This is a genomic window from Cohnella abietis (assembly GCF_004295585.1).
Lineage (GTDB): Bacteria > Bacillota > Bacilli > Paenibacillales > Paenibacillaceae > Cohnella > Cohnella abietis.
Genome location: NZ_AP019400.1, coordinates 4,571,728 through 4,593,165 on the forward strand (window position 1 = coordinate 4,571,728; position 21,438 = coordinate 4,593,165).

Annotated in this window: 19 protein-coding genes and 1 other RNA gene; all 20 read right to left on the minus strand. The window is 45.7% G+C overall.

Annotated elements, in window-relative coordinates:
* Positions 1–103 precede the first annotated feature (103 nt).
* The 20 genes from KCTCHS21_RS20165 to yqfD all read right to left on the minus strand — a co-directional run bounded on the left by KCTCHS21_RS20165 (position 104) and on the right by yqfD (position 21,328).
* The gene (locus KCTCHS21_RS20165; protein WP_130612486.1) at positions 104–1,591 is read right to left on the minus strand and encodes an amidase family protein; all 1,488 of its coding nucleotides are present in this window, start codon (positions 1,589–1,591) and stop codon (positions 104–106) included.
* A gap of 434 nt (positions 1,592–2,025) precedes the next feature.
* Positions 2,026–2,440: RNase P RNA component class A (gene rnpB, locus KCTCHS21_RS20170), an RNA gene on the minus strand.
* 91 nt (positions 2,441–2,531) lie between these two features.
* Positions 2,532–3,647 (minus strand): Nif3-like dinuclear metal center hexameric protein, encoded by a 1,116-nt coding sequence (locus tag KCTCHS21_RS20175; RefSeq protein WP_130612490.1) that lies wholly within the window; start codon positions 3,645–3,647, stop codon positions 2,532–2,534.
* Positions 3,623–4,438 (minus strand): tRNA (adenine(22)-N(1))-methyltransferase, encoded by an 816-nt coding sequence (locus KCTCHS21_RS20180; RefSeq protein ID WP_232057898.1) that lies wholly within the window; start codon positions 4,436–4,438, stop codon positions 3,623–3,625. The genes KCTCHS21_RS20175 and KCTCHS21_RS20180 overlap by 25 nt, the downstream gene beginning before the upstream one ends.
* A 2-nt stretch (positions 4,439–4,440) precedes the next feature.
* Positions 4,441–5,274, minus strand: coding sequence for a hypothetical protein (locus KCTCHS21_RS20185; protein WP_130612493.1), 834 nt, complete (start codon positions 5,272–5,274; stop codon positions 4,441–4,443).
* 81 nt (positions 5,275–5,355) lie between these two features.
* The gene (gene rpoD / locus KCTCHS21_RS20190; RefSeq protein ID WP_130612496.1) at positions 5,356–6,501 is read right to left on the minus strand and encodes an RNA polymerase sigma factor RpoD; all 1,146 of its coding nucleotides are present in this window, start codon (positions 6,499–6,501) and stop codon (positions 5,356–5,358) included.
* A 33-nt stretch (positions 6,502–6,534) separates the two neighbouring features.
* Complete coding sequence (gene dnaG / locus KCTCHS21_RS20195; protein ID WP_232057899.1) at positions 6,535–8,352, minus strand: DNA primase; 1,818 nt, start codon at positions 8,350–8,352, stop codon at positions 6,535–6,537.
* Positions 8,353–8,457: 105 nt separating this feature from the next.
* Positions 8,458–8,928, minus strand: coding sequence for a YaiI/YqxD family protein (locus KCTCHS21_RS20200; protein ID WP_130612502.1), 471 nt, complete (start codon positions 8,926–8,928; stop codon positions 8,458–8,460).
* Positions 8,929–9,362: 434 nt separating this feature from the next.
* Complete coding sequence (locus tag KCTCHS21_RS20205) at positions 9,363–10,169, minus strand: pyruvate, water dikinase regulatory protein (RefSeq protein ID WP_130612505.1); 807 nt, start codon at positions 10,167–10,169, stop codon at positions 9,363–9,365.
* A 37-nt stretch (positions 10,170–10,206) separates the two neighbouring features.
* Positions 10,207–12,288, minus strand: coding sequence for a glycine--tRNA ligase subunit beta (gene glyS, locus KCTCHS21_RS20210; protein WP_130612508.1), 2,082 nt, complete (start codon positions 12,286–12,288; stop codon positions 10,207–10,209).
* Entirely contained in the window at positions 12,281–13,168 is an 888-nt protein-coding gene (glyQ, locus tag KCTCHS21_RS20215) for a glycine--tRNA ligase subunit alpha (RefSeq protein ID WP_130612512.1), read from the minus strand. Before glyQ ends, glyS begins: the two co-directional genes overlap by 8 nt.
* A 335-nt stretch (positions 13,169–13,503) precedes the next feature.
* Positions 13,504–14,316 carry a DNA repair protein RecO gene (recO, locus tag KCTCHS21_RS20220; protein ID WP_130612515.1) on the minus strand — a complete coding sequence of 271 codons (813 nt, stop codon included), beginning with the start codon at positions 14,314–14,316 and terminating at the stop codon, positions 13,504–13,506.
* Positions 14,317–14,322: 6 nt separating this feature from the next.
* Positions 14,323–14,472, minus strand: a complete 150-nt coding sequence (locus KCTCHS21_RS20225) for a YqzL family protein (RefSeq protein WP_130612518.1) — start codon at positions 14,470–14,472, stop codon at positions 14,323–14,325.
* 100 nt (positions 14,473–14,572) lie between these two features.
* Positions 14,573–15,475: a GTPase Era gene (gene era / locus KCTCHS21_RS20230; RefSeq protein ID WP_130612521.1), complete on the minus strand. Its 903-nt coding sequence runs from the start codon at positions 15,473–15,475 to the stop codon at positions 14,573–14,575.
* A gap of 22 nt (positions 15,476–15,497) precedes the next feature.
* Positions 15,498–15,923, minus strand: a complete 426-nt coding sequence (gene cdd, locus KCTCHS21_RS20235; RefSeq protein WP_232057900.1) for a cytidine deaminase — start codon at positions 15,921–15,923, stop codon at positions 15,498–15,500.
* Between the two features lie 24 nt (positions 15,924–15,947).
* Positions 15,948–16,322, minus strand: coding sequence for a diacylglycerol kinase family protein (locus KCTCHS21_RS20240; protein ID WP_130612524.1), 375 nt, complete (start codon positions 16,320–16,322; stop codon positions 15,948–15,950).
* Entirely contained in the window at positions 16,319–16,855 is a 537-nt protein-coding gene (ybeY, locus tag KCTCHS21_RS20245) for an rRNA maturation RNase YbeY (RefSeq protein ID WP_130612527.1), read from the minus strand. Before ybeY ends, KCTCHS21_RS20240 begins: the two co-directional genes overlap by 4 nt.
* Positions 16,852–19,122, minus strand: coding sequence for an HD family phosphohydrolase (locus tag KCTCHS21_RS20250; protein ID WP_130612530.1), 2,271 nt, complete (start codon positions 19,120–19,122; stop codon positions 16,852–16,854). The genes ybeY and KCTCHS21_RS20250 overlap by 4 nt, the downstream gene beginning before the upstream one ends.
* 34 nt (positions 19,123–19,156) lie before the next feature.
* Positions 19,157–20,119, minus strand: coding sequence for a PhoH family protein (locus KCTCHS21_RS20255; RefSeq protein WP_130612534.1), 963 nt, complete (start codon positions 20,117–20,119; stop codon positions 19,157–19,159).
* 30 nt (positions 20,120–20,149) lie between these two features.
* Positions 20,150–21,328 carry a sporulation protein YqfD gene (gene yqfD, locus KCTCHS21_RS20260; protein ID WP_157994084.1) on the minus strand — a complete coding sequence of 393 codons (1,179 nt, stop codon included), beginning with the start codon at positions 21,326–21,328 and terminating at the stop codon, positions 20,150–20,152.
* Between the last annotated feature and the right edge of the window lie 110 nt (positions 21,329–21,438).

Consider the following 21,438-nt stretch of genomic DNA (forward strand, 5'->3'; position numbering starts at 1 on the left):
AGTTGATTTATTTCAACAATCTTTACCTGTTAACGTAGTAATCCCCGCATACATGACGGTATGCGGGGATTATTACGTTATTTTGTAGCTTGATATACGATATTTAGAACAAGAATTCACCTAGATCTGGCGGACGACGGAAAAGTGTTGCCTGCTCAAAACTATAAGCGAGGCTGATTAGCGTGGGCTCACTGAAAGCCTTCCCGGAAAAGACAATACCAAATGGACCCTGCGTCGAATCGCCATCCGCATCAATTGTTCCTTTTGCTGAATAACCGGCGGGCACCGTAATAAGGGGATACCCTAATCGGGCAGCAATGTACATGCCATCAATATCACCGGGTAACATTAATGCATCTAAGCCGTGTTGATCGAGTGCATAATCAATCCCTTGCGTTACAGCCGAATGGTTATATTCTTGACGTTTAAATTGATAGGTTATATTGGTTAAAACATTTTGTTCCGAGCGAATCAGATTGTCTTGGCCAAACTTCAATGCGGAAGCAGCGTGTTTCTGATTATAATCAATCAGATCTTGAATAGAATGCACAGGCATATCCGAGTTCAACTTCGATAAATACCGATTCAGACCTGTTTTGAATTCGTAGCAGATAACATCATTGTTCCATGGATGCTGTTCCACATGGAGGTCCACAGGATCGATAACTGTAGCACCTTGCTCACGCAGAACTTCGATGGCGGATTCCATGATGGAAAGTCTTTCTTCATCCAACGACCGATAGTAATGTCTGGGAATCCCAATACGAGCTTTACGCAGAAAGTCTCGGTCGAGATAAGCTGTGTAGTCATGAAAAGTACGATGCGGGCTAGTCCGTGTTGCCTTATCGTTTTCGTCAATCCCAACGATTGCCCCCAGTAGAATCGCTGCATCAGTCACTGTCTTGGAAATGGGTCCTGGTGTATCCTGACTTATGGAGATCGGGATAATGCCGCTGCGGCTAGTTAGCCCTACAGTAGGCTTTATTCCAACAAGAAAATGTTGGTTGGCCGGCCCAATTATCGAACCCGCGGTTTCTGTCCCGATCGCTACTGCTGCCAGGCTTGCCGCTACGGCTGCAGCCGATCCTGAGCTTGATCCACTGACGAAGAGCTTACCAGGTCCATATGGATTCAATACATACCCGCCTCTGGAGCTGTATCCAGCTGGCATACGGTTGGACATGAAATTCGACCACTCGGTCATATTGGCTTTACCTAGAATAACTGCGCCGGCAGCGCGGAGCTTTGCGACTATGAACGAATCTTTAGAAGCAAACGACTCAGCCAATGCGATTGAACCAGCGCTCGTATGCATTCGGTCATGCGTATCGATGTTATCCTTGAGCAGGAGTGGAATTCCGTGCAGCGGCCCCCTACTACCTATTGTATTTCTCTCAAGGTCAAGATTCCTTGCTATTTCAAGCGCATCTGGATTGATCTCTAATACGGCATTGACAAGAGGATTATACTTATGAATGCGTTCGATATATGCAAGCACGAGAGCTTCGGATGTACATTCACCTGAAGACATTGCCTTTTGCATGCCCACCAAATCGACTTCCTGAATCCACTCTTGTAAGTTAATACTCATATATTAAGATACCCCGTTATTGGAAAATTTTTGGACAACAGTAATATGGTAACATGCTGCCTTGCCAAGGGTATAGGGAGAGTTTGATTAGAAAAGAAAGTATCCCATCGCGCATGCACGAGGGAAATGTGCGTCCTAGCTAAACCGTATCATGCTTATTATCAATAAATTGACTACTTATTTGTTCTTACGAATTCCAGCGGCGCTATTGGGGGAAATATGGGAGGAGCGGTGCTACTTTACTGGATATAAGATGTGTGGAGTTCTTTAAAAAATAAAACCATTAGATTTTGATCAAATAAGAGTTACTGAGTTGGTAAGCCATATGTTGCTCAATCCATTTCGGAGTAACCTCCGACATAAACGTCGATATAAAAAAGAAGCTGCCCATAAGTTACCTTATGGGACAGCCCCTCGTTTAATTTCGTAGTAAGCCGGAAAGTTTGCCGTAAGCCGGGTTCTGTACTTCCGGTGGTAGTAACGGGCAGCTTGCGCTTACCCTCCCACGATGGAAGCGACAATCATCTTTCTAGGCCGTACATTGCTATACGGCTCAAGCGACCAACCCGAACGCACCCCGGGCTAGGGCTGAGACTCTCACGAGCCTCCGCGTTCTCCTCGGTCTTGCTCCAAATGGGGTTTACCAGGGGCAAAGTCACCAGTGCCCCTCGTGGTCTCTTACACCACGGTTCCATCCTTGCCTGATCTGCGTAAGCAGCCATCGGCGGTCCATTTCTGTGGCCCTGTCCTTCAGCTCGCGCTGACTGGACGTTATCCAGCATCCTGCCCTGTGGAGCCCGGACTTTCCTCTCGTGGCGCGAAGCCACCAGCGATTGTCTGTCAAACTTTCCGGTTTGCAACGACTAGTATAACTCGAATTGTCCTCGCTGACAACGTAAATGAATGGAGTCTATGTCAGAGTTCATACTTTTTGGTAAAATTATCGTAGTTGAAAGGGCTCCGTATCTACCTTTGAAGCAAATACTTCCGTTGCATATCCCTTAGCTTTAAGCTGCTCTGCAAGCCATTCAGCGGCTTTCGGCTTCATTATTTTCTCAGCATGATGCCCAGGATCGATAATCGTTAAACCCGCTGCCAATGCGTCCTGCGCGGAATGAAAATCAATATCTCCCGTAACAAGTACATCTGCTCCGGCAAATGTGGCATGACGAATATATTTTGCTCCTGCTCCACCCAGCACAGCCACTTTACGTACCTGTCTTGATCCGTCACCTACCATTCGCACGAATGGAACATCAAAGGCCGCTTTAACACGTTCGGCAAATTGGTCCAAGCTTTCCGCTTCCGGTAGGGTACCAACTCTGCCTAGCCCAAAGGAGCGACCCTTCAGATCCAAGGCATACAAATCATAAGCTACCTCCTCGTAAGGATGAGCCTTCAGCATAGCAGCTATTACTTTCTTTCGAGAACTAAGCGGGACAATTGTCTCAAGCCTTACTTCCTTCACCTGCGTTAGCTTGCCCTGCTTACCAACAAACGGATCACTGCCCTCCTGAGGCAAAAATGTACCCGTACCTTCGCTATTGAAGCTACAATGGCTATAATTCCCTATCCATCCAGCACCTGCTGAGAACATAGCGGTTCGCACAATCTCATGATGCGTTTCAGGCACAAACACAACAAGCTTAAATAGCTTGTCTGTATGTATTTCCTCTAATATGCCTCGTCCCGTAAGCTCAAGTGCTTCTGCCATCCAATCATTGATTCCGCCTTCTGCGGTATCCAAATTCGTGTGCGATATATATACAGCAATGTCTTTACGCAGTAAGCTAGCAGCTAATGCTCCTGCTGGAGTGTCTGTCCGAAGATGTGCTAGAGGCCTGTATATAACGGCATGGTGTGCAATAATGAGTTCAGCTCCCAAAGTAGCTGCCTCGTCCACCACTGCAGGTGTAACATCCAATGTGACGAGCACACGCTTAATTTCTTTAGCGACTGAACCAACCTGCAAACCAATTTTGTCATCGGGAACTGCATAATGCTTAGGTGCAAGTCGCTCCATTAATTGGATTATCGTTTCTCCACGGGCAAACATGACAACACCTCCCGGATTTCTCGCACGTCCTCTTCCCATTCTCTCGCTTTCTCAGCAGCTTCTGAAGCAGTAGCATGGCTCAATTGCAATATAACTCTTTCCCGCTTAGCAATCTCCTGCTCCCACTTAAGATGGAATGCTTCCGTCGGCTCTCTGAGCAGCAGTGGACCCATCTCGTATAATAACGCTGATGAAATCTTTAATAAGCTTGGGGCAAGTATGGCCTCATCATATAATCGCTTCTGCTCTGCTTGAGCTAATCCACTGTCCGTTTCTAGAGTCGCACGCATAAGCGTGTATATAACTCCGTCCTCTTCAAGGAGGATTTCTCGATCTATTACGTAATCATGCTTTACTAACCATTGCCGAACTGCATCTTCAGCGACATGAGGGGAGAGCACAAGCGTTGTGACACCCTTCAGCTGCTCTTTACCTTGCTCCAAAATTCTTGCCATCAGGCTTCCACCCATGCCTGCAATAGTCACTGTATCCACTTCACCCGGTTCGAGTACGGACAGCCCGTCTCCTATACGTACAGAAATGATATCCCCCAAGTCAGCTTCGGATACTTGGCGTTTGGCAGCCTCTACAGGTCCATCATGCACATCACCTGCAACTGCATAGCTAATTTTCCCCGTCTTGGCTAGAAAAACCGGCAGCAACGCATGGTCTGTCCCGATATCAGCAAAACGAGCTCCCTCAGGAACCCACTCAGCCAATGCAGACAAGCGACGGGACAATTTCATTTCTACTCCATCAATATTCTTACTTAACTCATTATTGTTTTTCATTGTTAAGCAACCCATTCCATCCATTGTTTTCTTAGTCGAAACATTGCTACTCCGGCAATTACAATTTTGAAAAGTATTTCTATTTGAATCCAATTCGTCTGAATTCCATACAGAGCTGAGTAAACCTCAGGCATAAACCATAACACTAACGCAGAAGCAAAGAAAACCGCCCCAACAGACTTAAAGCGAACATGAAGATACCAGCTCAGCCAAGCAAACAACAACGCCGCTGGTATCCAAAATACTTGAACCTCGAATAGAGAGGGATTAGGAACATGTCTAGCCAGTAGCAAAGCATAGAACACGACAACCGCCATCCAACCAAACCAGTGAAGCAAAGGGACTCTCATTAATATACCTATGCCTATCCACACTAGCGAGCAGAATCCAAGCAGCAGCATAGGACCTATACCGCCCATCCAGCCATTTAACTGCACAATACCGAATCCTGCCCCAATCAGGAATACCATTCCTATGCCTAATGATAACAACCCTCGAAGCGGATTATTATGCCTTTGCTTGCCACCGTATGCGATAAAAGCCATTGTAACAGCGCCTGTTAAACCTATTTGCAATGATACTGGAAACGCGCTAAAATGAAGTACAACAAAACAAATCAAGGTAAAAATTCCAAAAGTAAGGAACCATTGCTTGCGCGATGCTTGACCAATTTTCTTAATTGTTGTCTCCATAAAGCCTTTCGGCCGCTCATTCAAATCATCTAAATATAGGTTTTCCAGGAAATCGCAATACTTCCCCGGCAGTAGCTTGCTGCGGCGCCAAGATTCAATTTCTTTAACGACTAAATTGCGCTTCTCTTCATCCAAAGCAGCCATGCCGACGATCCCCCTTATTCGATTGAAAAAAAAGACCTTCAGCCATTACGGCAAAGGCCTCTATCATCCAAATACTATTTATTATTCTAAAAAGTCTTTCAATCGTTTACTGCGACTCGGGTGGCGGAGCTTACGTAACGCTTTAGCCTCGATTTGACGGATACGCTCACGTGTTACGCCGAATACTTTACCGACCTCTTCAAGCGTACGAGTACGTCCATCATCCAATCCAAAACGCAAACGAAGAACATTTTCTTCACGCTCAGTGAGCGTGTCCAGAACATCCTCCAACTGCTCCTTGAGAAGCTCATACGCGGCAGCATCTGCTGGAGCCAACGCTTCCTGATCTTCGATAAAGTCCCCTAAATGGGAATCATCTTCTTCACCGATAGGCGTTTCTAATGAGACAGGCTCTTGAGCAATTTTCATGATTTCTCTAACTTTATCTACACTTAACTCCATCTGTTCAGCAATTTCTTCAGGTGTAGGCTCTCTACCCAATTCCTGCAGCAGCTGTCTAGATACTCGAATAAGTTTATTTATTGTCTCGACCATATGAACAGGGATCCGTATCGTTCTCGCTTGATCCGCGATAGCCCGTGTAATCGCCTGTCTTATCCACCATGTGGCATAAGTACTGAATTTGAATCCTTTATCATGATCGAATTTTTCGACCGCTTTAAGAAGACCCATATTCCCTTCCTGAATAAGATCCAGGAACAGCATACCCCGTCCAACGTAACGCTTCGCGATACTGACGACTAGACGAAGGTTGGCTTCTGCCAGCCTTTTTTTGGCTTCTTCGCCATCAGGTCCGCCAATTTCAATCTTCTTGGCTAGTTCAACCTCATCATCTGCACCAAGCAACGGCACTCGTCCGATTTCTTTAAGGTACATTCTCACGGGGTCATTAATTTTGATACCTGGTGGAAGCGAGAGATCGTCGTCGAAATTAAATTCGTCACGCTCTTCCTCTTCACCATTGTTATGACCGTGTGGTCTCTCGCGTCCCAGTTCATCGTGGTCATTGGAAACCTCGATACCGATATCCGCCAGCTGCTCGAAAAATTCGTCAATTTGCTCGGGGTCCTGATCAAATGGAGACAGCTTCTCCATGATGTCTTTATAGGTCAAGGAAGATTTCTTCTTACCTTGTTCGATCAGCTGAGCCTTAACCTGTTCTAGTGTCGCTTCCGTTTCCAATCCGGTGTGTTGATCGTTTGCCATTGCCGACTCCCTCCTCCCTGATCAGCCTGCGTATTACAATTGCTTACGCTGCTTTTCCAGGGATAAAATCTCTTTCAAAATTTGTGCCGCCTGTAATTTGTCTCCGGCTCGATCTGCACGGCGCATCTCTTCGTACTTCTGCTCAATAGAACCCTTTGATTCAGAAGCTCTTTCAATCGTGCGCAGAAAATCTTCCAATTCCTTCTCGCCATATGGGACTTCAATCAAAGCGATGGCACTGGCAGAACGTTCTAAACGGTCATCTTGCAGTACCGTAACGAATCGGCCTATATCAGGATCATTGCCTTGAGCGTAATAAGCATATAAATAAGCAGCTAAAGCCGCGTGATCCTCAATTAGAAAACGTTCGCCAAGCCTTTGCTGTACAAGGAGTGCCGTTTCTTTATCCTGCATCATCCAAGAAAGCAGCTGACGTTCCGCATTCACGTTTGCCGCACCAAGTGGCGGGTTCTTCGAGGTAGATCTGTTTTCATTCCATACATTATTCCACGATCCGGCTGGAATATCCCCTACGTTTCCCAATTTCTCCTGCTGTCTGAATTCGAGGCTTTCCTGCTTGAGTGTATCTAAGGATACACCAAACTCCTGAGCTAGCTCTTTAAGCAATAACTCGCGTTCCGTAGGGGAATCTTTCCTTGCTACGATTCTAACCGCATCGCGCAAGTAGCGAATCTTCCCATCTTCTTCTAGGAGTATATGGGATTTCCTTAAATATATAAGCTGAAATTTGACTGCGGAAACCGCCCCGTCAATGAATTCCCGAACAAAAGGCTCTGGTCCGTATGAAGATATATATTCATCTGGATCCATTCGATTAGGAAGTATGCTTACCCTTACACGGAAACCTGCCTCTTCTAACAAAGGTATGCTTTTATGTGCAGCAGCTTGTCCTGCATCATCTCCGTCATAGCATAGTATAACCTCGTCCGCAAAACGTTTAAGCATTGCTGCATGCTCTCCAGTTAGTGCTGTCCCCATCGTAGCTACCCCGTTATGAATACCAGCGGACCATGCTTTGATGACATCAACATAACCTTCGAATAATACAACCTGCCTTGCTCGGCGTATAGCCGGTCGAGCTTCATGCAATCGGTACAACGTTCGGCTCTTATTAAAAAGAGGGGTTTCTGGAGAATTAAGATATTTAGGCTGTCCGTCCGACATTAGTCGTCCCGCAAAAGCTATTGTATTTCCACTTGTATCATGAATCGGGAAAATAACCCTATCACGAAAGCGATCCACATAACCTTCTGCATCCTGTCTGCGAGACAGTAATCCGCCTGCCTCCATCTCAGCTAAGCTATAGCCTTTCCGTTCTAACGCTTGCGTAAGCGTGTCCCATCTAGCTGGAGCATAACCGATCCCAAAATGCTCAATTAAAGCATCATTAAAGCCACGTGAATGTAAGTATTCTCTTGCAAGCTTTGCCACTTCCATATTTTTCAGAAGATAATGATACAGTTTCAAGCTGTAATCGTGAGCTTCATGTAAAGTTTGCTTTTCTTTCTGGAAGGCAGAGGGCTCCTCAGTATTAGCAGTCGTCCACGTAATGGGAATGCCAGCTTCTTCTGCTAGCGCTTTGACTGCCTCAGGGAACGTTTCCCCTTCCATCTCCATCACAAACTTTATTACATTACCACCTTTGCCACAGCCATAACAATGAAAAATTTGTTTCTCCGGTGTGACCGTAAACGATGGTGTTTTTTCGGAATGAAAGGGACAGAGACCCTTCAAGTATTTGCCGTTTTTGGTCAGATGAACATATTTGCCTACGGTATCCGAAATTTCATGGCGACGCAGCACTTCATCAATAACCGTTTGGGGTATCATTCCGTAATTCATTAAAGCCACCTTATCTTCCCAGTGCAGAGGAACCGAACACATACCTCAGAGTGATTATCCACTCAATCGTTTTCTTGCACCTATTACATTTCGCTAAAGGTCGGGAATCTCCTGCAACCCTCGCAGCAGAGTTGTCAGTTTTTGTTGAAATCGGTCACGATCCTCATTGGTGAACGCCTTCGGGCCTTTAGTACGCGTACCACCTCGACGCAGACGCGCCGAAAAATGACGTTGCTCCAATAAGCCTTCGATGTCGGATTCCCGAATTTGCTTACCTCTCGGCGTTAATACAGCAGCACCCTTCGCTAGCCCCAGTGCAGCCAATCCATAATCGCCAGTAACAAGAATATCTTGCTTGGTCAGAACATTAGCGATATACAAATCTGCTGCTTGATCACTTGCGTCGACAGTAACTACTTCTACAGATGGCTCCGGTACCAGGACATGAGCATGACTCGAGACAAGCAGCGCTGTTGCTCCGCAGCTCCTCACCGTTCTGGCAATTTCCGTCTTAACCGGACAAGCATCGCCATCAACTACTACCCGATGACGTAGGACTGTCATCGACATCACCACACGATTCAACTAAAGTTTGCCGTAATATTATATACGCTAACTGTAATCAAAATCCTGCATTACCCTTATCAATTTTTATGTTCCCCATTTCATTGCCTTTGAAACTTACTCAGCAGTCGCAAAAGAGAATATTCTCATCATATTCCTTATATTTATACGTATTTAAAGGATTTTAAGTTACATTCGCCTTCATTTCATGCACATTTATACATTTTTCGACAAAAATATTTATATTTCATCATACAGAAAAACGATAAAAACAGCTTGTTTAGCAATAATCGTTCATAAAATGATCACAAAATGATCTGTTATATGAGTCTTTAGATCTATTATAGATCATTTGTCCTATATTTATAAGTAACTAGCATCGTAAAAAGAGAACCTCTCGGTTCTCCCCCTACCTCGTACACATCTATAGATGTCTACCGTTGAAAATGCTCGAGAATTAAGCTAGCCGTTTCCTCTACTGCTTTATTGGATACATCAATAACAATGCATCCAATTTTCTCCATCACATTTCTCGCATGATCCAATTCCTTAAGAATTCGCTCGGAAGTAGCATATGGAGCTGAATCTGGTAATCCTAGCGCCTTTAATCTTTCCTTACGAATTGCATTTAGCGAATCAGGATTAATCGTAAGACCGATTACCTTGTGGGCAGGGATCAGATAAAGCTCCTTCGGAGGTACAAGCTCCGGAACAAGCGGTACGTTAGCCACCTTGAAGGTTTTGTGTGCTAATACCATCGACAGCGGTGTTTTTGAAGTTCTAGACACACCTGCTAGTACGATATCAGCTTTGAGGATACCGGAAACGTCCCTTGCATCATCGTAACGAACAGCAAATTCTACAGCTTCTACCTTGCGAAAATAATCAGCATTAAGAACATGATTTAAGCCAGGTTCATGACGCGACTCAAGACCAAGCGTGCCCTCAAGAGTTCCGATTAGCGGACCAAGCAAGTCGACTGCCTTCAAATTCATCTGGCTTGCCTGATCCACCATATAATCGCGGAGGAACGGAATGACCAGCGTATAGAGCACAATACTGTTCTCCGTTTGCGCGGAGCTAAGAATGGAATCTATACCTTCTCGGCTTTGGATAAAGGCTGCTCGCCGAATGTGCACGGACAATGGATGGAACTGGGCTGCTGCAGCTCGAACTGCAAGCTCTCCTGTATCCCCTGCTGAATCAGATACTACGTATACAGTCACGCTAACTTGAGACATAGGGACATGCTCCTTCCGGCTGATTTCCTTACAATGCTCACCCTGACAGCTTAGAGAAATCAGCGAATTGCTTAACGTCATCTGCAATTAGCGTCAATACAGCCAAACGGTTACGTTTAATCGCCTCATCATCAGCCATAACCATAACAGCTTCGAAGAAGGCTGCTACTGGACCGCTTAAGGAAGAAAGCGCCGCAAGCACTGCTGTCATATCCGCTTGAGCACTAGCATTCAGGAATTCGCCATGCGCATTCTGCCAAGCCACATAAAGCTGATTTTCCGCATCATCTGCGAATAGCTTCACGTCTACTTGCTTAGAGTCTGATTTTGCAGCAAGATTACATACCCGATTAAATGCTTCAACCGCAGGACGGAACTCCGCTTTGCTGCTTTCTGTGCTTACAGCTTGTAAAGCGTGGGCCCGTAGAACTGTACGGCGAACATCTTGCGCTCCCGCTCCCAGAACAGCATCCACAACATCATATCGAATGGACTGTTCTGACAATACGTTTTTGATCCGCAAGGCAAAAAATTCTTGCATATCCTTAATAATATCGTAGGCTTCACGTTTCAATCCTCTTGCTCCATGAACTTCCAAAGCAATTTGGAATAAATCCGTCAATGTAATATCCAATTCATGCGTAAGCAATGTACTAACGATTCCTGCTGCTTGACGACGAAGAGCATACGGATCCTGAGAGCCTGTCGGAATAATTCCAATTGAGAAGCATCCAGCTATCGTATCCAGCTTGTCGGCAATACCAACGATTGCTCCAACTAATGAAGCGGCAGGACGGTCACCCGCATTACGTGGAGAATAGTGCTCATTGATGCCGCGAGCAACACTTTCACGCTCGCCAGCTTTACGAGCATAATCTTCTCCCATAATTCCTTGCAGCTCTGGAAACTCGTAGACCATTTGTGAAACAAGATCGAATTTGCATATGTCGGCAATACGGCTAACATCGGCAAGATTCGCTTCGTCCAAACGCAATTGCTGAGCAATTCGGTCTGCCACAATGCGAATACGACGGACTTTGTCACCTATGCTACCTAATTCCTCGTGATATACGATATTTTCAAGCTTAGCCAATGCATCATTTATAACTAGCTTCTTATCTTCTTCATAGAAAAATTTAGCATCGGATAATCTTGCGCGAAGCACCTTCTCGTTCCCTCTGGAAACTACGTCCAAAGAAACTTGGTCTCCGTTTCGCACGGTTACAAAATGGGGAAGCAAACGGCCTGATTTATCGAATACTGGAAAATAACGCTGATGCTCACGCATAGAAGTGATGAGCACCTCTTGTGGAATTTCCAGGAAGGATGGATCGAAAGAGCCCGAAAGCACTGTAGGTGTTTCGACTAGAAAGAGTACCTCTTCCAATAAATCGTCCTTAATCGCTATATCCCAATCTTTTTCAGCTGCTAAGCTTTGAATCCCTGTGAGAATAGCCGCCTTACGTTGTTCTACATCGACAATTACTTGCTGAGCAAGCAAACGTTCAACATATACACTAGGCTCCTCTACAACGGTTTCTGTACCTAGGAAACGGTGTCCTCGTGTCACGTTACCCGTTGCTACGTCGGTAATTTCAAATGGCACAACCTCCGTACCATGCAATGCCACAAGCCAGCGAATCGGACGTACATAACGCAGCTCATAATTTCCCCATCTCATATTTTTAGGGAAAGTCAAAGAGGTAACTAGAGCAGGCAGTGCTTCAGGAAGAAGGCTTACTGTTTCCACACCTAAAGAGCTCTTCTTAGCAAAAATATACTCAACATTAGCAACTTCACGAATGAAAAGGGAATCAGGATCTACAGATTGACTACGCGCAAAACCAAGTGCTGGCTTGCTCCAAGCCCCGTTCTCATCATAAGCGATTTTGCGGGAGGGACCTTTAACTTCCTCTGAGATATCCTCTTGTTTGTCCGCTAAATCTTTCACGATAACCGTCAAACGGCGAGGTGTAGCAAAAGCTTCAACTTCTTTGAACGTCAGGCGGCTTTCCGTCAGCCACTTCTCTGTCTTTTCCTTTAATTGTTCCATAGCTCCACGGACAAATCGAGCAGGAACCTCTTCCAAACCAATTTCCAGCAACAGGTCCTTAGCCATTGTTAACCGCCCCTTTCTTCAGCAGCGGGAATTCAAGCCGCTCCCGTTCCTGTAAATAAGTAGCCGCGACCTGGCGTGCCAGGTTACGTACACGCGCCATAAAGCCCGTACGCTCCGTTACGCTAATCGCCCCTCTTGCATCTAGCAAATTAAACGTGTGGGAGCATTTCAACACATAATCATAGGCAGGGAATACGAGGTTAGCTTCCATAGCCCGTTTAGCCTCGCCCTCATAAGTTGAGAACAGCTGGAACAGCATTGCCGTATCTGAAATCTCGAATGTATATTTGGAATGCTCGTATTCCGGCTGCTTAAATACGTCACCGTAAGCTACACCGTTTACCCACTCCAGATCAAATACATTTTCCTTATCCTGAATGTAAGATGCTAATCTTTCCATACCGTACGTAATTTCTACCGCCACTGGATGGCAATCGATACCACCTACCTGCTGGAAATACGTAAACTGTGTAATTTCCATACCGTCTAGCCATACTTCCCAGCCGAGTCCCCAAGCACCGAGAGTTGGAGCTTCCCAGTTATCTTCAACAAAACGAATATCGTGATGAAGAGGGTCAAGTCCAAGCTTCTTCAAGCTTTCAAGATAAAGCTCCTGAATGTTATCAGGCGAAGGCTTCATAATAACTTGAAATTGATGATGCTGGTAAAGACGGTTAGGATTTTCCCCATAGCGTCCATCCGCTGGACGTCTAGACGGTTCAACATAAGCAACATTCCAAGGCTCTGGACCGATTGTGCGTAGGAAAGTCATCGGGTTCATCGTACCCGCGCCCTTTTCCGTATCATACGGCTGTACAACGATGCAATTCTGATCAGCCCAAAACTGCTGTAGGGTTAACGTCATTTGCTGAAAGTTCATTCGTAATCGCTCCTTTTGATCTTCTCTTCAGTATTATGAACAACTAAAAAACCCCCGTCCCACGTCTGCCTTCGCAGACATAGGGACGGGAGCTGAAAATTCCCGCGGTTCCACCCTACTTGGCTGTCCTTGCCGATTCAGCTAACATGCCGAATTCGCCGGAAAGGATAACCCTCCTCATTCTTACCGATCTCTCCAGAGCGCCCTTCACCAATTCGTATCTCCAGGCTTTCACTATCCCCGGCTCGCTGAAACTGCTAACGATAATTGGCTACTTTCTCCTTCATAGAGAAAAATCATTATGATGACATTCTAAACTACCGCAACGCGCACTGTCAAACCATTCCGTCCCCAGCCTCGGTTTCCGATAAGGGCTCCGGCCGTTTCATTCGCTCGCCTAGCATATCACCATACTTTTCCCATTGATCTAAGAAGCTCCGGGACTTTAGGTTTAAGTTAATATAAGTATCTATCCAACGTCTCAGCACCAGCTGCAGCTGACGTTTGGAGCTTTCCTTGACCATAATATTACCTAAGCGCCGCATATCTAGATTAGAGAACACACGCAGCAGCTTCCATACGATTTCGTCCAACTCAATTGCTGTAGGATCTCGATGTCTACATGATGTACATAGTGCCCCGCCAGCATTACAACTGAAACGGAAAGGCCCCTGCTGCCTTCCACAGCTCGCGCATTCGTCTAATAAGGGAGCATAGCCGGCAGCAATAACTACCTTCATCTCGTATAGACGCAGCACGATCTGCGGATCCTTGCCTTCTACAAGCGCGTTTTGGCAAGCTTTGAGCTGATGAAACAAATTCGCCGCAGCCTCATCGTCGTTAATGCTCCGCTCCGTCAATTCAGCAGCATAGGCGGCATAAGCAGGACCCTCTAGACCTTCGCGGAGCTCTCGAAATGACTCGATAATCTCACCACTGTTTAATGTGCCGAGTGTACCTGCTTTGTAATAGGAGTAATCACCATATGTAAATAATTGAGCAAGCGCACCATAACGACTCTTTAGCTTTTTGGCTCCGCGCACGATAATGCCCTGCTTCCCATAAGATGGTGTAAGCAGGGTAATGATTTTATTTCCTTCTCCATAATCGGTGCTGCGAATAACTAAACCTTCTACCCGATATAACATCGGCTCTCATTCCTCGTCCGCAGCATTACCCTCTTCTGCTTCTAAGCCGGCATTTAACCCAAGCTCGGAAGCCGCAAGATTGTTTACTTCTTTATAAAGCAGATAAGCCTCGACATCGCCGGTTTGTGTAAATACCTGCCACGTAAAATCCCGCACAACGCCTCATCCTCTCCGGGAGAAAATGAACTGCACTTTCTACGGATTAGCATGTCACGGAGACAGTTGTGCTATGCTTGACACTTTTTACGACCCGCCATTAATCGTTGCGATATCCCAACGTTTTCAAGATTGAATCGCGATTACGCCAATCCTTATTGACCTTTACCCACAATTCAAGGAATATTTTGGAGCCAAGCAGACGTTCCATATCCTGTCGTGCCAGCTTGCCCACTTCCTTCAAGAGCGCACCATTTTTGCCGATAATAATCCCTTTCTGGGAATCTCTCTCTACGAAGATAACCGCACCAATATTAACGAGACCATTGTCCGCCACACTCATGCTTTCAATTTCAACAGCAATGGAATGGGGAATTTCCTCACGAGTCAAATGCAGTAGCTTCTCACGAATTAATTCTGCGCATACGAATTGCTCAGGATGATCCGTAACCTGATCAGCAGGGTAATACATAGGACCTTCCGCCAAATACTTAGACACTTGCTCTAACAATGCATTCACATTGTTGCCTTGAAGCGCCGATACCGGTACAATTTCCGTAAAATCCATTAGCTTCCGATACTTATCAATAATAGGTAGCAGCGCTTCCGGATGAATCTTATCTATTTTATTAAGAACGAGAAAGACTGGCGTATCTCTAACCTTCTTAAGCTGTTCAATAATATAACGGTCTCCGCCTCCGACCGGCTCTGTTACGTCCGTCAGAAAGAGAATAGCTTCCACTTCGTTAAAGGCGCTTTCCGCTGCCTTAAGCATGTAGTTACCAAGCTTTGAATTGGGCTTCGTAATACCTGGCGTATCGAGAAAAACAATCTGCACATCATCCGTCGTATAAACACCGTGGATTTTGTTACGTGTCGTCTGTGGTTTGTCAGACATAATAGCAATTTTCTGACCGATTACTTGGTTCATTAGCGTCGATTTGCCCGCATTCGGACGACCAACGATGGCTACAAACCCTGACTTGAAGCCTTTCTTCTGCATAACCTAATCTCCTTCAGTACAATCAATTATTCAAATCCTGTGAAGTAAAGGCACCCGGAAGGAGCTCTGAAACCGTAGTTACGCGATACTCACCCTTCATATTACCTAAAACAACAGGCATATCCGGCTTACAGAGCTCTACGAGCACTTGGCGGCATACGCCGCATGGTGTAATCGGTTGCTCTGTTTCGCCGATAACCGCAATAGCTTGAAACTCGCCCTGCCTACATCCATCTGCTATAGCACTGTACAAAGCAGTCCGCTCCGCACAGTTAGTTGGGCTGTAAGCCGCGTTCTCTACATTACAGCCATAATGCAGCTGCCCTTGCGAATCAAGTAGTACGGCACCTACAGAGAAGCCAGAATAGGGCACATAAGCACGCTTCCGCGCCTCTTTGGCCGCGTCTAAGAGCTGCTCTATCGTTAAAGAAATATCTTTAATACCCACTAAGCTTCCCTCCGAGTCGGCTAACTATTGAAAACAGGCTTCCCATAGTGGCGGGCCTAGAACAATTATTCCCACTGCTACAGCGAATAAAGACATGACCAATACTGCTCCAGATGCTGTATCCTTAGCCGCTTTAGCAAGAGGATGCAGGTCGGGAGATGCCAAATCGACTGTTCGCTCAATTGCCGTGTTAAATAGCTCCGAAACCCATACACCAGCAATTGCTGCTAAAATCCATAGCCAATCCATTCTAGCCACTTGTAACCAAGCCGAAAGCAAAATAACTATAGCTGCTGCAAAAAAATGAAATTTCATGTGGCGTTCACGCCGTAAAGCCCCTATGATGCCTGTGAGAGCGTAACGGAAGGATTGAACCTCACGCGAACGCCAGCCGCTCACCGGGTTAACCCCGCTTCCTTCAGCACCTCTTCCTGCTTAGCGAACATTTCCTTCTCTTGCTCTGCATCATCATGATCGTAGCCTAGCAGATGAAGGAAGCCGTGAACGAACAAAAATCCGAGCTCACGCTCTAGGCTATGCCCGTATTCTTGCGCTTGAGCTTCCGCTCTAGGTACAGAAATTACAATATCGCCAAGTAGGTTTGCGAAAGGATTCGAAGCCTTGTCCTCATCCTTCCACTCCTCATCGCCTTCTTCAGATGCCTCATATTCATCCTCGTAATGAATTTCCGGTTCTTCTCCCTCGAGCAGAGAAAATGACAATACATCGGTCGGCTTGTCCAATCCGCGATATTGGCGATTCAATTCCCGAATTCCTTCATCATCCGTCAAAGTGAGCGTAACGACCCCTACGGTTATTTCTTCTTTAGGTCCCGCGATTTGCAGCAGCTTCTCCAGCAAATCAATCCATTGCTCTTCGCGAGCACCTGCTCCGCCATCTCGTTCGTCGATCCACTCTATACTTAAAGTCATACTTTAATCTCCTTTGCTTCTTTCATTTTTTTCAATTCCTTGTCGTCCGGATACTCAATTCTGGAATGGAACATCCCAATAACCGTTTCCTTAAGCGTCTCTGCGACTTTATCTAGCTCTCTTAGTGTAATATCACATTCATTGAATTGATTATCGTCCAACCTGTCCTTAATAATCTTTCCGATGATTTCCTCAATTTGCACTACTGTAGGGTGGTTAAGTGATCTAACCGCCGCTTCCACGCAGTCAGCAATACCAACGATTGCGGCTTCCTTAGACTGCGCCTTGGGACCGGGATAACGATAGTCATCCTCTGTAAACTGATTTTCCAATTGTTGCTCCTGAGCTTGCTTCACGGCCTTAAAATAGAAATATTTAAGAAAGGTTGTCCCATGATGCTGCTCAGCAATGTCCCTTATTGGCTTTGGTAGCTTATGCGCTCTTAGCATTTCGGCGCCATCCTTGGCGTGCGCGATAATAATAGATGCACTAACCTTCGGATCAAGCTTATCGTGTGGATTTCCCGCAGAATTCTGATTCTCGATAAAATAAAGCGGTCTTTTCGTTTTACCAACATCATGATAGAAAGAGCCTACACGACATAGTAGCCCGTTCGCCCCAACTGATTCCGCAGCTGCCTCCGATAGATTCCCTACCATTAGACTGTGATGATAGGTTCCTGGCGTTTCGGTCAGAAGCTTCCTCAGCAAAGGATGATTCGGATTAGAAAGCTCCACGAGCTTTAACGCAGACAAAATACCAAATGTAATTTCAAAGAAAGGCATTATCCCAATAACTAGCACGGCAGTTAGCAAGCCACTTGAAAGCATGAATATAACGGCCTGCATTAAATCTAAGCGTGTGTTAGGCTCCGGGTCTACAAGCATTAGCGCAAGCACGGCGACTGAACCAAACAAGCTTACCATAATTCCCGCCTTCAGAATGGACGAGCGCTGGCTTGCACGATGAATGGCTAGCACAGCAGTGAAGGAGACTACAGCTGCTATAAAGCCATAATGAAAATCAAACACATGCTTTTGATCTACATTTAGAATAATGCTGGCGAGTAAAGTGAATAAGAAACCACTCACTAGGCCAAGATGCAGGTCAAGGAGCAGTGTAACCAACATGCTCCCCATTGCTATAGGAGCTAGATAGCCAATAAACGACCATTGCTCAGTATGTGTTAATGCGACCAGGTGAATAAATAGTAGGTTTAACGCGAATATAATAAGCATCATTAGCCAATGAACATTGGTTCTCTTCTTTGCCGTAGAGGCACTCGATGTTAATTCCCCATAACCATATAAAGCTAAAGTGAAAAAAACAGCAAATAGAAGAACACCTAGCTGAGGTAAATAAGATTTGCGTTCCTTGAGCAGTCCAAGGGAGTCTAGCTTATTGTATAAGTTTTCTGTAATAACCTGACCCTTTTTAACAACAATGTCACCCTGCTTAATGAGAACTGGGGGCGTATTTTGCTTAGCCTCGACTTTAGCGGTTTCAGTAGCCAGCTTGTCATAGAATTTGTTCGGCTGAATGGCCAGCCTAGCGAGCTCTTGAACAATTTCCCTCTGAGTCTTAAAAGAAAGTGAGCTCGCATTAACGAGTTCAGCTACCTTCGTTCTAGCTGTCTCCGCTTCTGTCAAAGACTCGCTAGTTAGCTTGCGTACAACCTCTCGTCCAACGGCTCGCATTTCCAGAAGCTGATCTGCTGTTAATCTCGGAATTTTGTAGTAAGTTTCCTCAGGTATTGAATATTTCTGTGCGAGGACTACCTTCTCCATCTCCGCAAGCAGCTCTGCTGAATATGTTTCCGAGCCTTTGTTCGTGCTAACAAAATTACTAATGTATTGATCTACACGCTCAGGGATAACACGGCGAAAAATATCTACTTTATCCGCTTCTGTAATCTGATCGTCTAGATTAAGCTGCTCAATTCTGGTGAAAATCTCATTAATAAGTGGCTCGTACTTCAGAGCAACGATCGAATAGATGGGACCTATCTTGTCCGCAGCTTCATCTTGAGCCTGCAAGGTCGCTTTATCATCTATCTCCTGACGTGGTGCTTTAATATCCCTATCGCTCTTACCATTCAGTTTAAGGTCATAGGTTTCTGGAACAAGCCTTGGTGCGATACTAAAATAGAACAAAAATACAAAGAGCAGGAGCAGAAGCCAGCGCATCGCTGCGCTATTCTTCCATCCTGCCGCTGCCCTTGATAAGGTAAGCGGGTGGCTAGGCGGGCCGCTATTATTCCGACTCATCTGGCTCTCCCCTTCCCTATAGTTATAGTCTTAATTATTCGCTGTTAGCGTTGTAGGCCTGTATAATCTTTTGCACGAGTGCATGCCGGACTACATCCTGATCTGTGAAAAATACCATGCCTATTTCCTCAATCTCACGTAAAATGCGTTCAGCTTCGATTAATCCGGACTTCTTACCTTTAGGTAAATCGATTTGAGTCACATCACCCGTAATAATCATACGTGAGCTAAAGCCCAGCCGGGTTAAAAACATTTTCATTTGCTCGGGAGTCGTATTCTGAGCCTCGTCCAAAATAACGAATGAATCGTCCAACGTCCTTCCACGCATGTAAGCTAACGGAGCGATTTCGATTTGTCCACGCTCCATCGCCTTTGCTACGCCTTCTAGACCTAAAGCGTCGTTTAACGCATCATATAACGGGCGCAGATAAGGATCAACCTTTTCCTGAAGATCGCCAGGCAAGAACCCAAGGCTTTCTCCCGCTTCAACTGCAGGACGAGTGAGAAGAATACGTTTCACTTTACCTTCTTTCAAAGCGGCTACTGCGCACATAACAGCCAAATACGTCTTTCCTGTGCCAGCAGGCCCGATTCCGAATACAATATCTTTTTTCCTAATCGTGGTTACATAATGCCTCTGACCGAGTGTCTTCGGAATGACGGGTTTCCCGCGGAAGGTAGAAGTAATTTCTCCCTTAAACAAAGAAAGCAATTCATCCGCCTTCATCTCTCGAGACAATTCAAGCGCATAACGAACATCACGCTCGTTAAGCTGTAACCCTCCTTGGATAAGCTGAAGCAGGGTGTCAAACAATTGCTGCAAGGAACGCACTTCTTCTGCAGGTCCTTCAATGTATATTTCTGCATCCCTCGAATGAATAAGAGATACTGTTTCCTTCTCAATTAGGCGCAGGAACTTGTCCTGCGGACCGAACAGGGCTAAGCTTTCAGCCGCATTGCGCAGCGGGATTGTCGTATATTCTTTCAGCTCAGTCAAAAAGCCTCATTCCCCCTAAACAATGTTTGCTTATCCTATTGGACGTTCGACCTCGATAGATTGTTCCACTTCAAAAAGAACAGTTAACAATACTTTACCATTCTCGGTATGTTCATGCAAAATGTTTTCGGCTTTGATTGTTGCTTCTTTTCCGCATTTCGTCAATAATTCCGCTCTTGCCTGTGCTAATCCTGCATCCTTTGCCTCAGCGGGGGTAAGCTTTTTCTCTATTTCTACAACTTCTGACTCATGCTCCTTCATTGTTCCAAACGGCAGTACTCGCTTCCATAATTGTGCTCTTTTTATACTTGTATAGGTTTGCGAGCCTTCATAATCTTGACCTCGATAGCCTGAAATTTGCAGAGCACGATTGCCGATAAGTAAGTAATTACGCTCCTGATAGACGCCGGTGAGATTTTTGGTTTTGGTAGTTAGCGGAGACGCTATGCGATATTCATGCCAGACAAGGCCCATGACCTTCCCCTTGGATACTACAGCTTTATTATGTACGGCATCACCAAGAATGCCAGAAATCAAAACATCTCCCTTGCGGACCCGATCATTCCGCTCAACCTTCGGACGTCCATTTTCAGCTATGATACGTGTAATTACCGCATCTGTCTTGGCAACGAGGTCCCTAGGCCCCTCTAATGGCTTCTTATCTGGCTTAATGGAGTCGATTACAGTAATCGTAATGGATGTCCCCTTCTTATCCACTCCCACCCATGCAGCTTCAGGGAGAAGAAGCGACAATCGCTGCGAGATAGTTGCTGCGTTCTGCATCCGAAACGACCACTGATAGGGAAATATGCCTTCAGCCTTAGCTGCTAGCAATATTTTTTCTTCCGGAATGGCAGAATTCCCTTCGATGCGCACATTCCAAACCATAGTAGAGAGAAGAAATAGAGCGATTATGAAAAAAAGGATTCCTCCGGCGAAGGTTTTTCTCCTTGATAAGCGCGCAAGACGGAAGGGCAGCCCGTGACGGGAAAGGATTCGTGTCCGGCTTCCGTTATGGCGCAGCAAGGGACGCAAACGAAAAAAATCGGGAATAGATACCCCGAAGGTTAATTCCCCTTTCGGCGAGAATGAAATATTCCAAAGCGTAATTCGCTCATTCATCACCGCATTTAGAAATTTCTCCGCTTCTCCCCCTATAAGCTTGACCCACACGTAACCTCGCAGCATCGCTAACCATGTACCCTTCATTCCTGTTCTCTCCTCCCAGCATTGGGCTTGTCCCTGCAGTAAAATGGCTTCGCCGTCCATAGGACGGCGAGCAGTGTGTTATATCATGCGATTAAATGAGTAGGTATCCA

Excerpts from the sequence above, each read along its gene's own strand:
- KCTCHS21_RS20165 (WP_130612486.1), bottom strand. The coding sequence starts at position 1,591 with ATGAGTATTAACTTACAAGAGTGGATTCAGGAAGTCGATTTGGTGGGC.
- KCTCHS21_RS20175 (WP_130612490.1), bottom strand. The coding sequence starts at position 3,647 with ATGTTTGCCCGTGGAGAAACGATAATCCAATTAATGGAGCGACTTGCA.
- KCTCHS21_RS20180 (WP_232057898.1), bottom strand. The coding sequence starts at position 4,438 with ATGAAAAACAATAATGAGTTAAGTAAGAATATTGATGGAGTAGAAATG.
- KCTCHS21_RS20185 (WP_130612493.1), bottom strand. The coding sequence starts at position 5,274 with ATGGCTGCTTTGGATGAAGAGAAGCGCAATTTAGTCGTTAAAGAAATT.
- rpoD (WP_130612496.1), bottom strand. The coding sequence starts at position 6,501 with ATGGCAAACGATCAACACACCGGATTGGAAACGGAAGCGACACTAGAA.
- dnaG (WP_232057899.1), bottom strand. The coding sequence starts at position 8,352 with ATGATACCCCAAACGGTTATTGATGAAGTGCTGCGTCGCCATGAAATT.
- KCTCHS21_RS20200 (WP_130612502.1), bottom strand. The coding sequence starts at position 8,928 with ATGACAGTCCTACGTCATCGGGTAGTAGTTGATGGCGATGCTTGTCCG.
- KCTCHS21_RS20205 (WP_130612505.1), bottom strand. The coding sequence starts at position 10,169 with ATGTCTCAAGTTAGCGTGACTGTATACGTAGTATCTGATTCAGCAGGG.
- glyS (WP_130612508.1), bottom strand. The coding sequence starts at position 12,288 with ATGGCTAAGGACCTGTTGCTGGAAATTGGTTTGGAAGAGGTTCCTGCT.
- glyQ (WP_130612512.1), bottom strand. The coding sequence starts at position 13,168 with ATGAACTTTCAGCAAATGACGTTAACCCTACAGCAGTTTTGGGCTGAT.
- recO (WP_130612515.1), bottom strand. The coding sequence starts at position 14,316 with ATGTTATATCGGGTAGAAGGTTTAGTTATTCGCAGCACCGATTATGGA.
- era (WP_130612521.1), bottom strand. The coding sequence starts at position 15,475 with ATGCAGAAGAAAGGCTTCAAGTCAGGGTTTGTAGCCATCGTTGGTCGT.
- ybeY (WP_130612527.1), bottom strand. The coding sequence starts at position 16,855 with ATGACTTTAAGTATAGAGTGGATCGACGAACGAGATGGCGGAGCAGGT.
- KCTCHS21_RS20250 (WP_130612530.1), bottom strand. The coding sequence starts at position 19,122 with ATGAGTCGGAATAATAGCGGCCCGCCTAGCCACCCGCTTACCTTATCA.
- yqfD (WP_157994084.1), bottom strand. The coding sequence starts at position 21,328 with ATGAAGGGTACATGGTTAGCGATGCTGCGAGGTTACGTGTGGGTCAAG.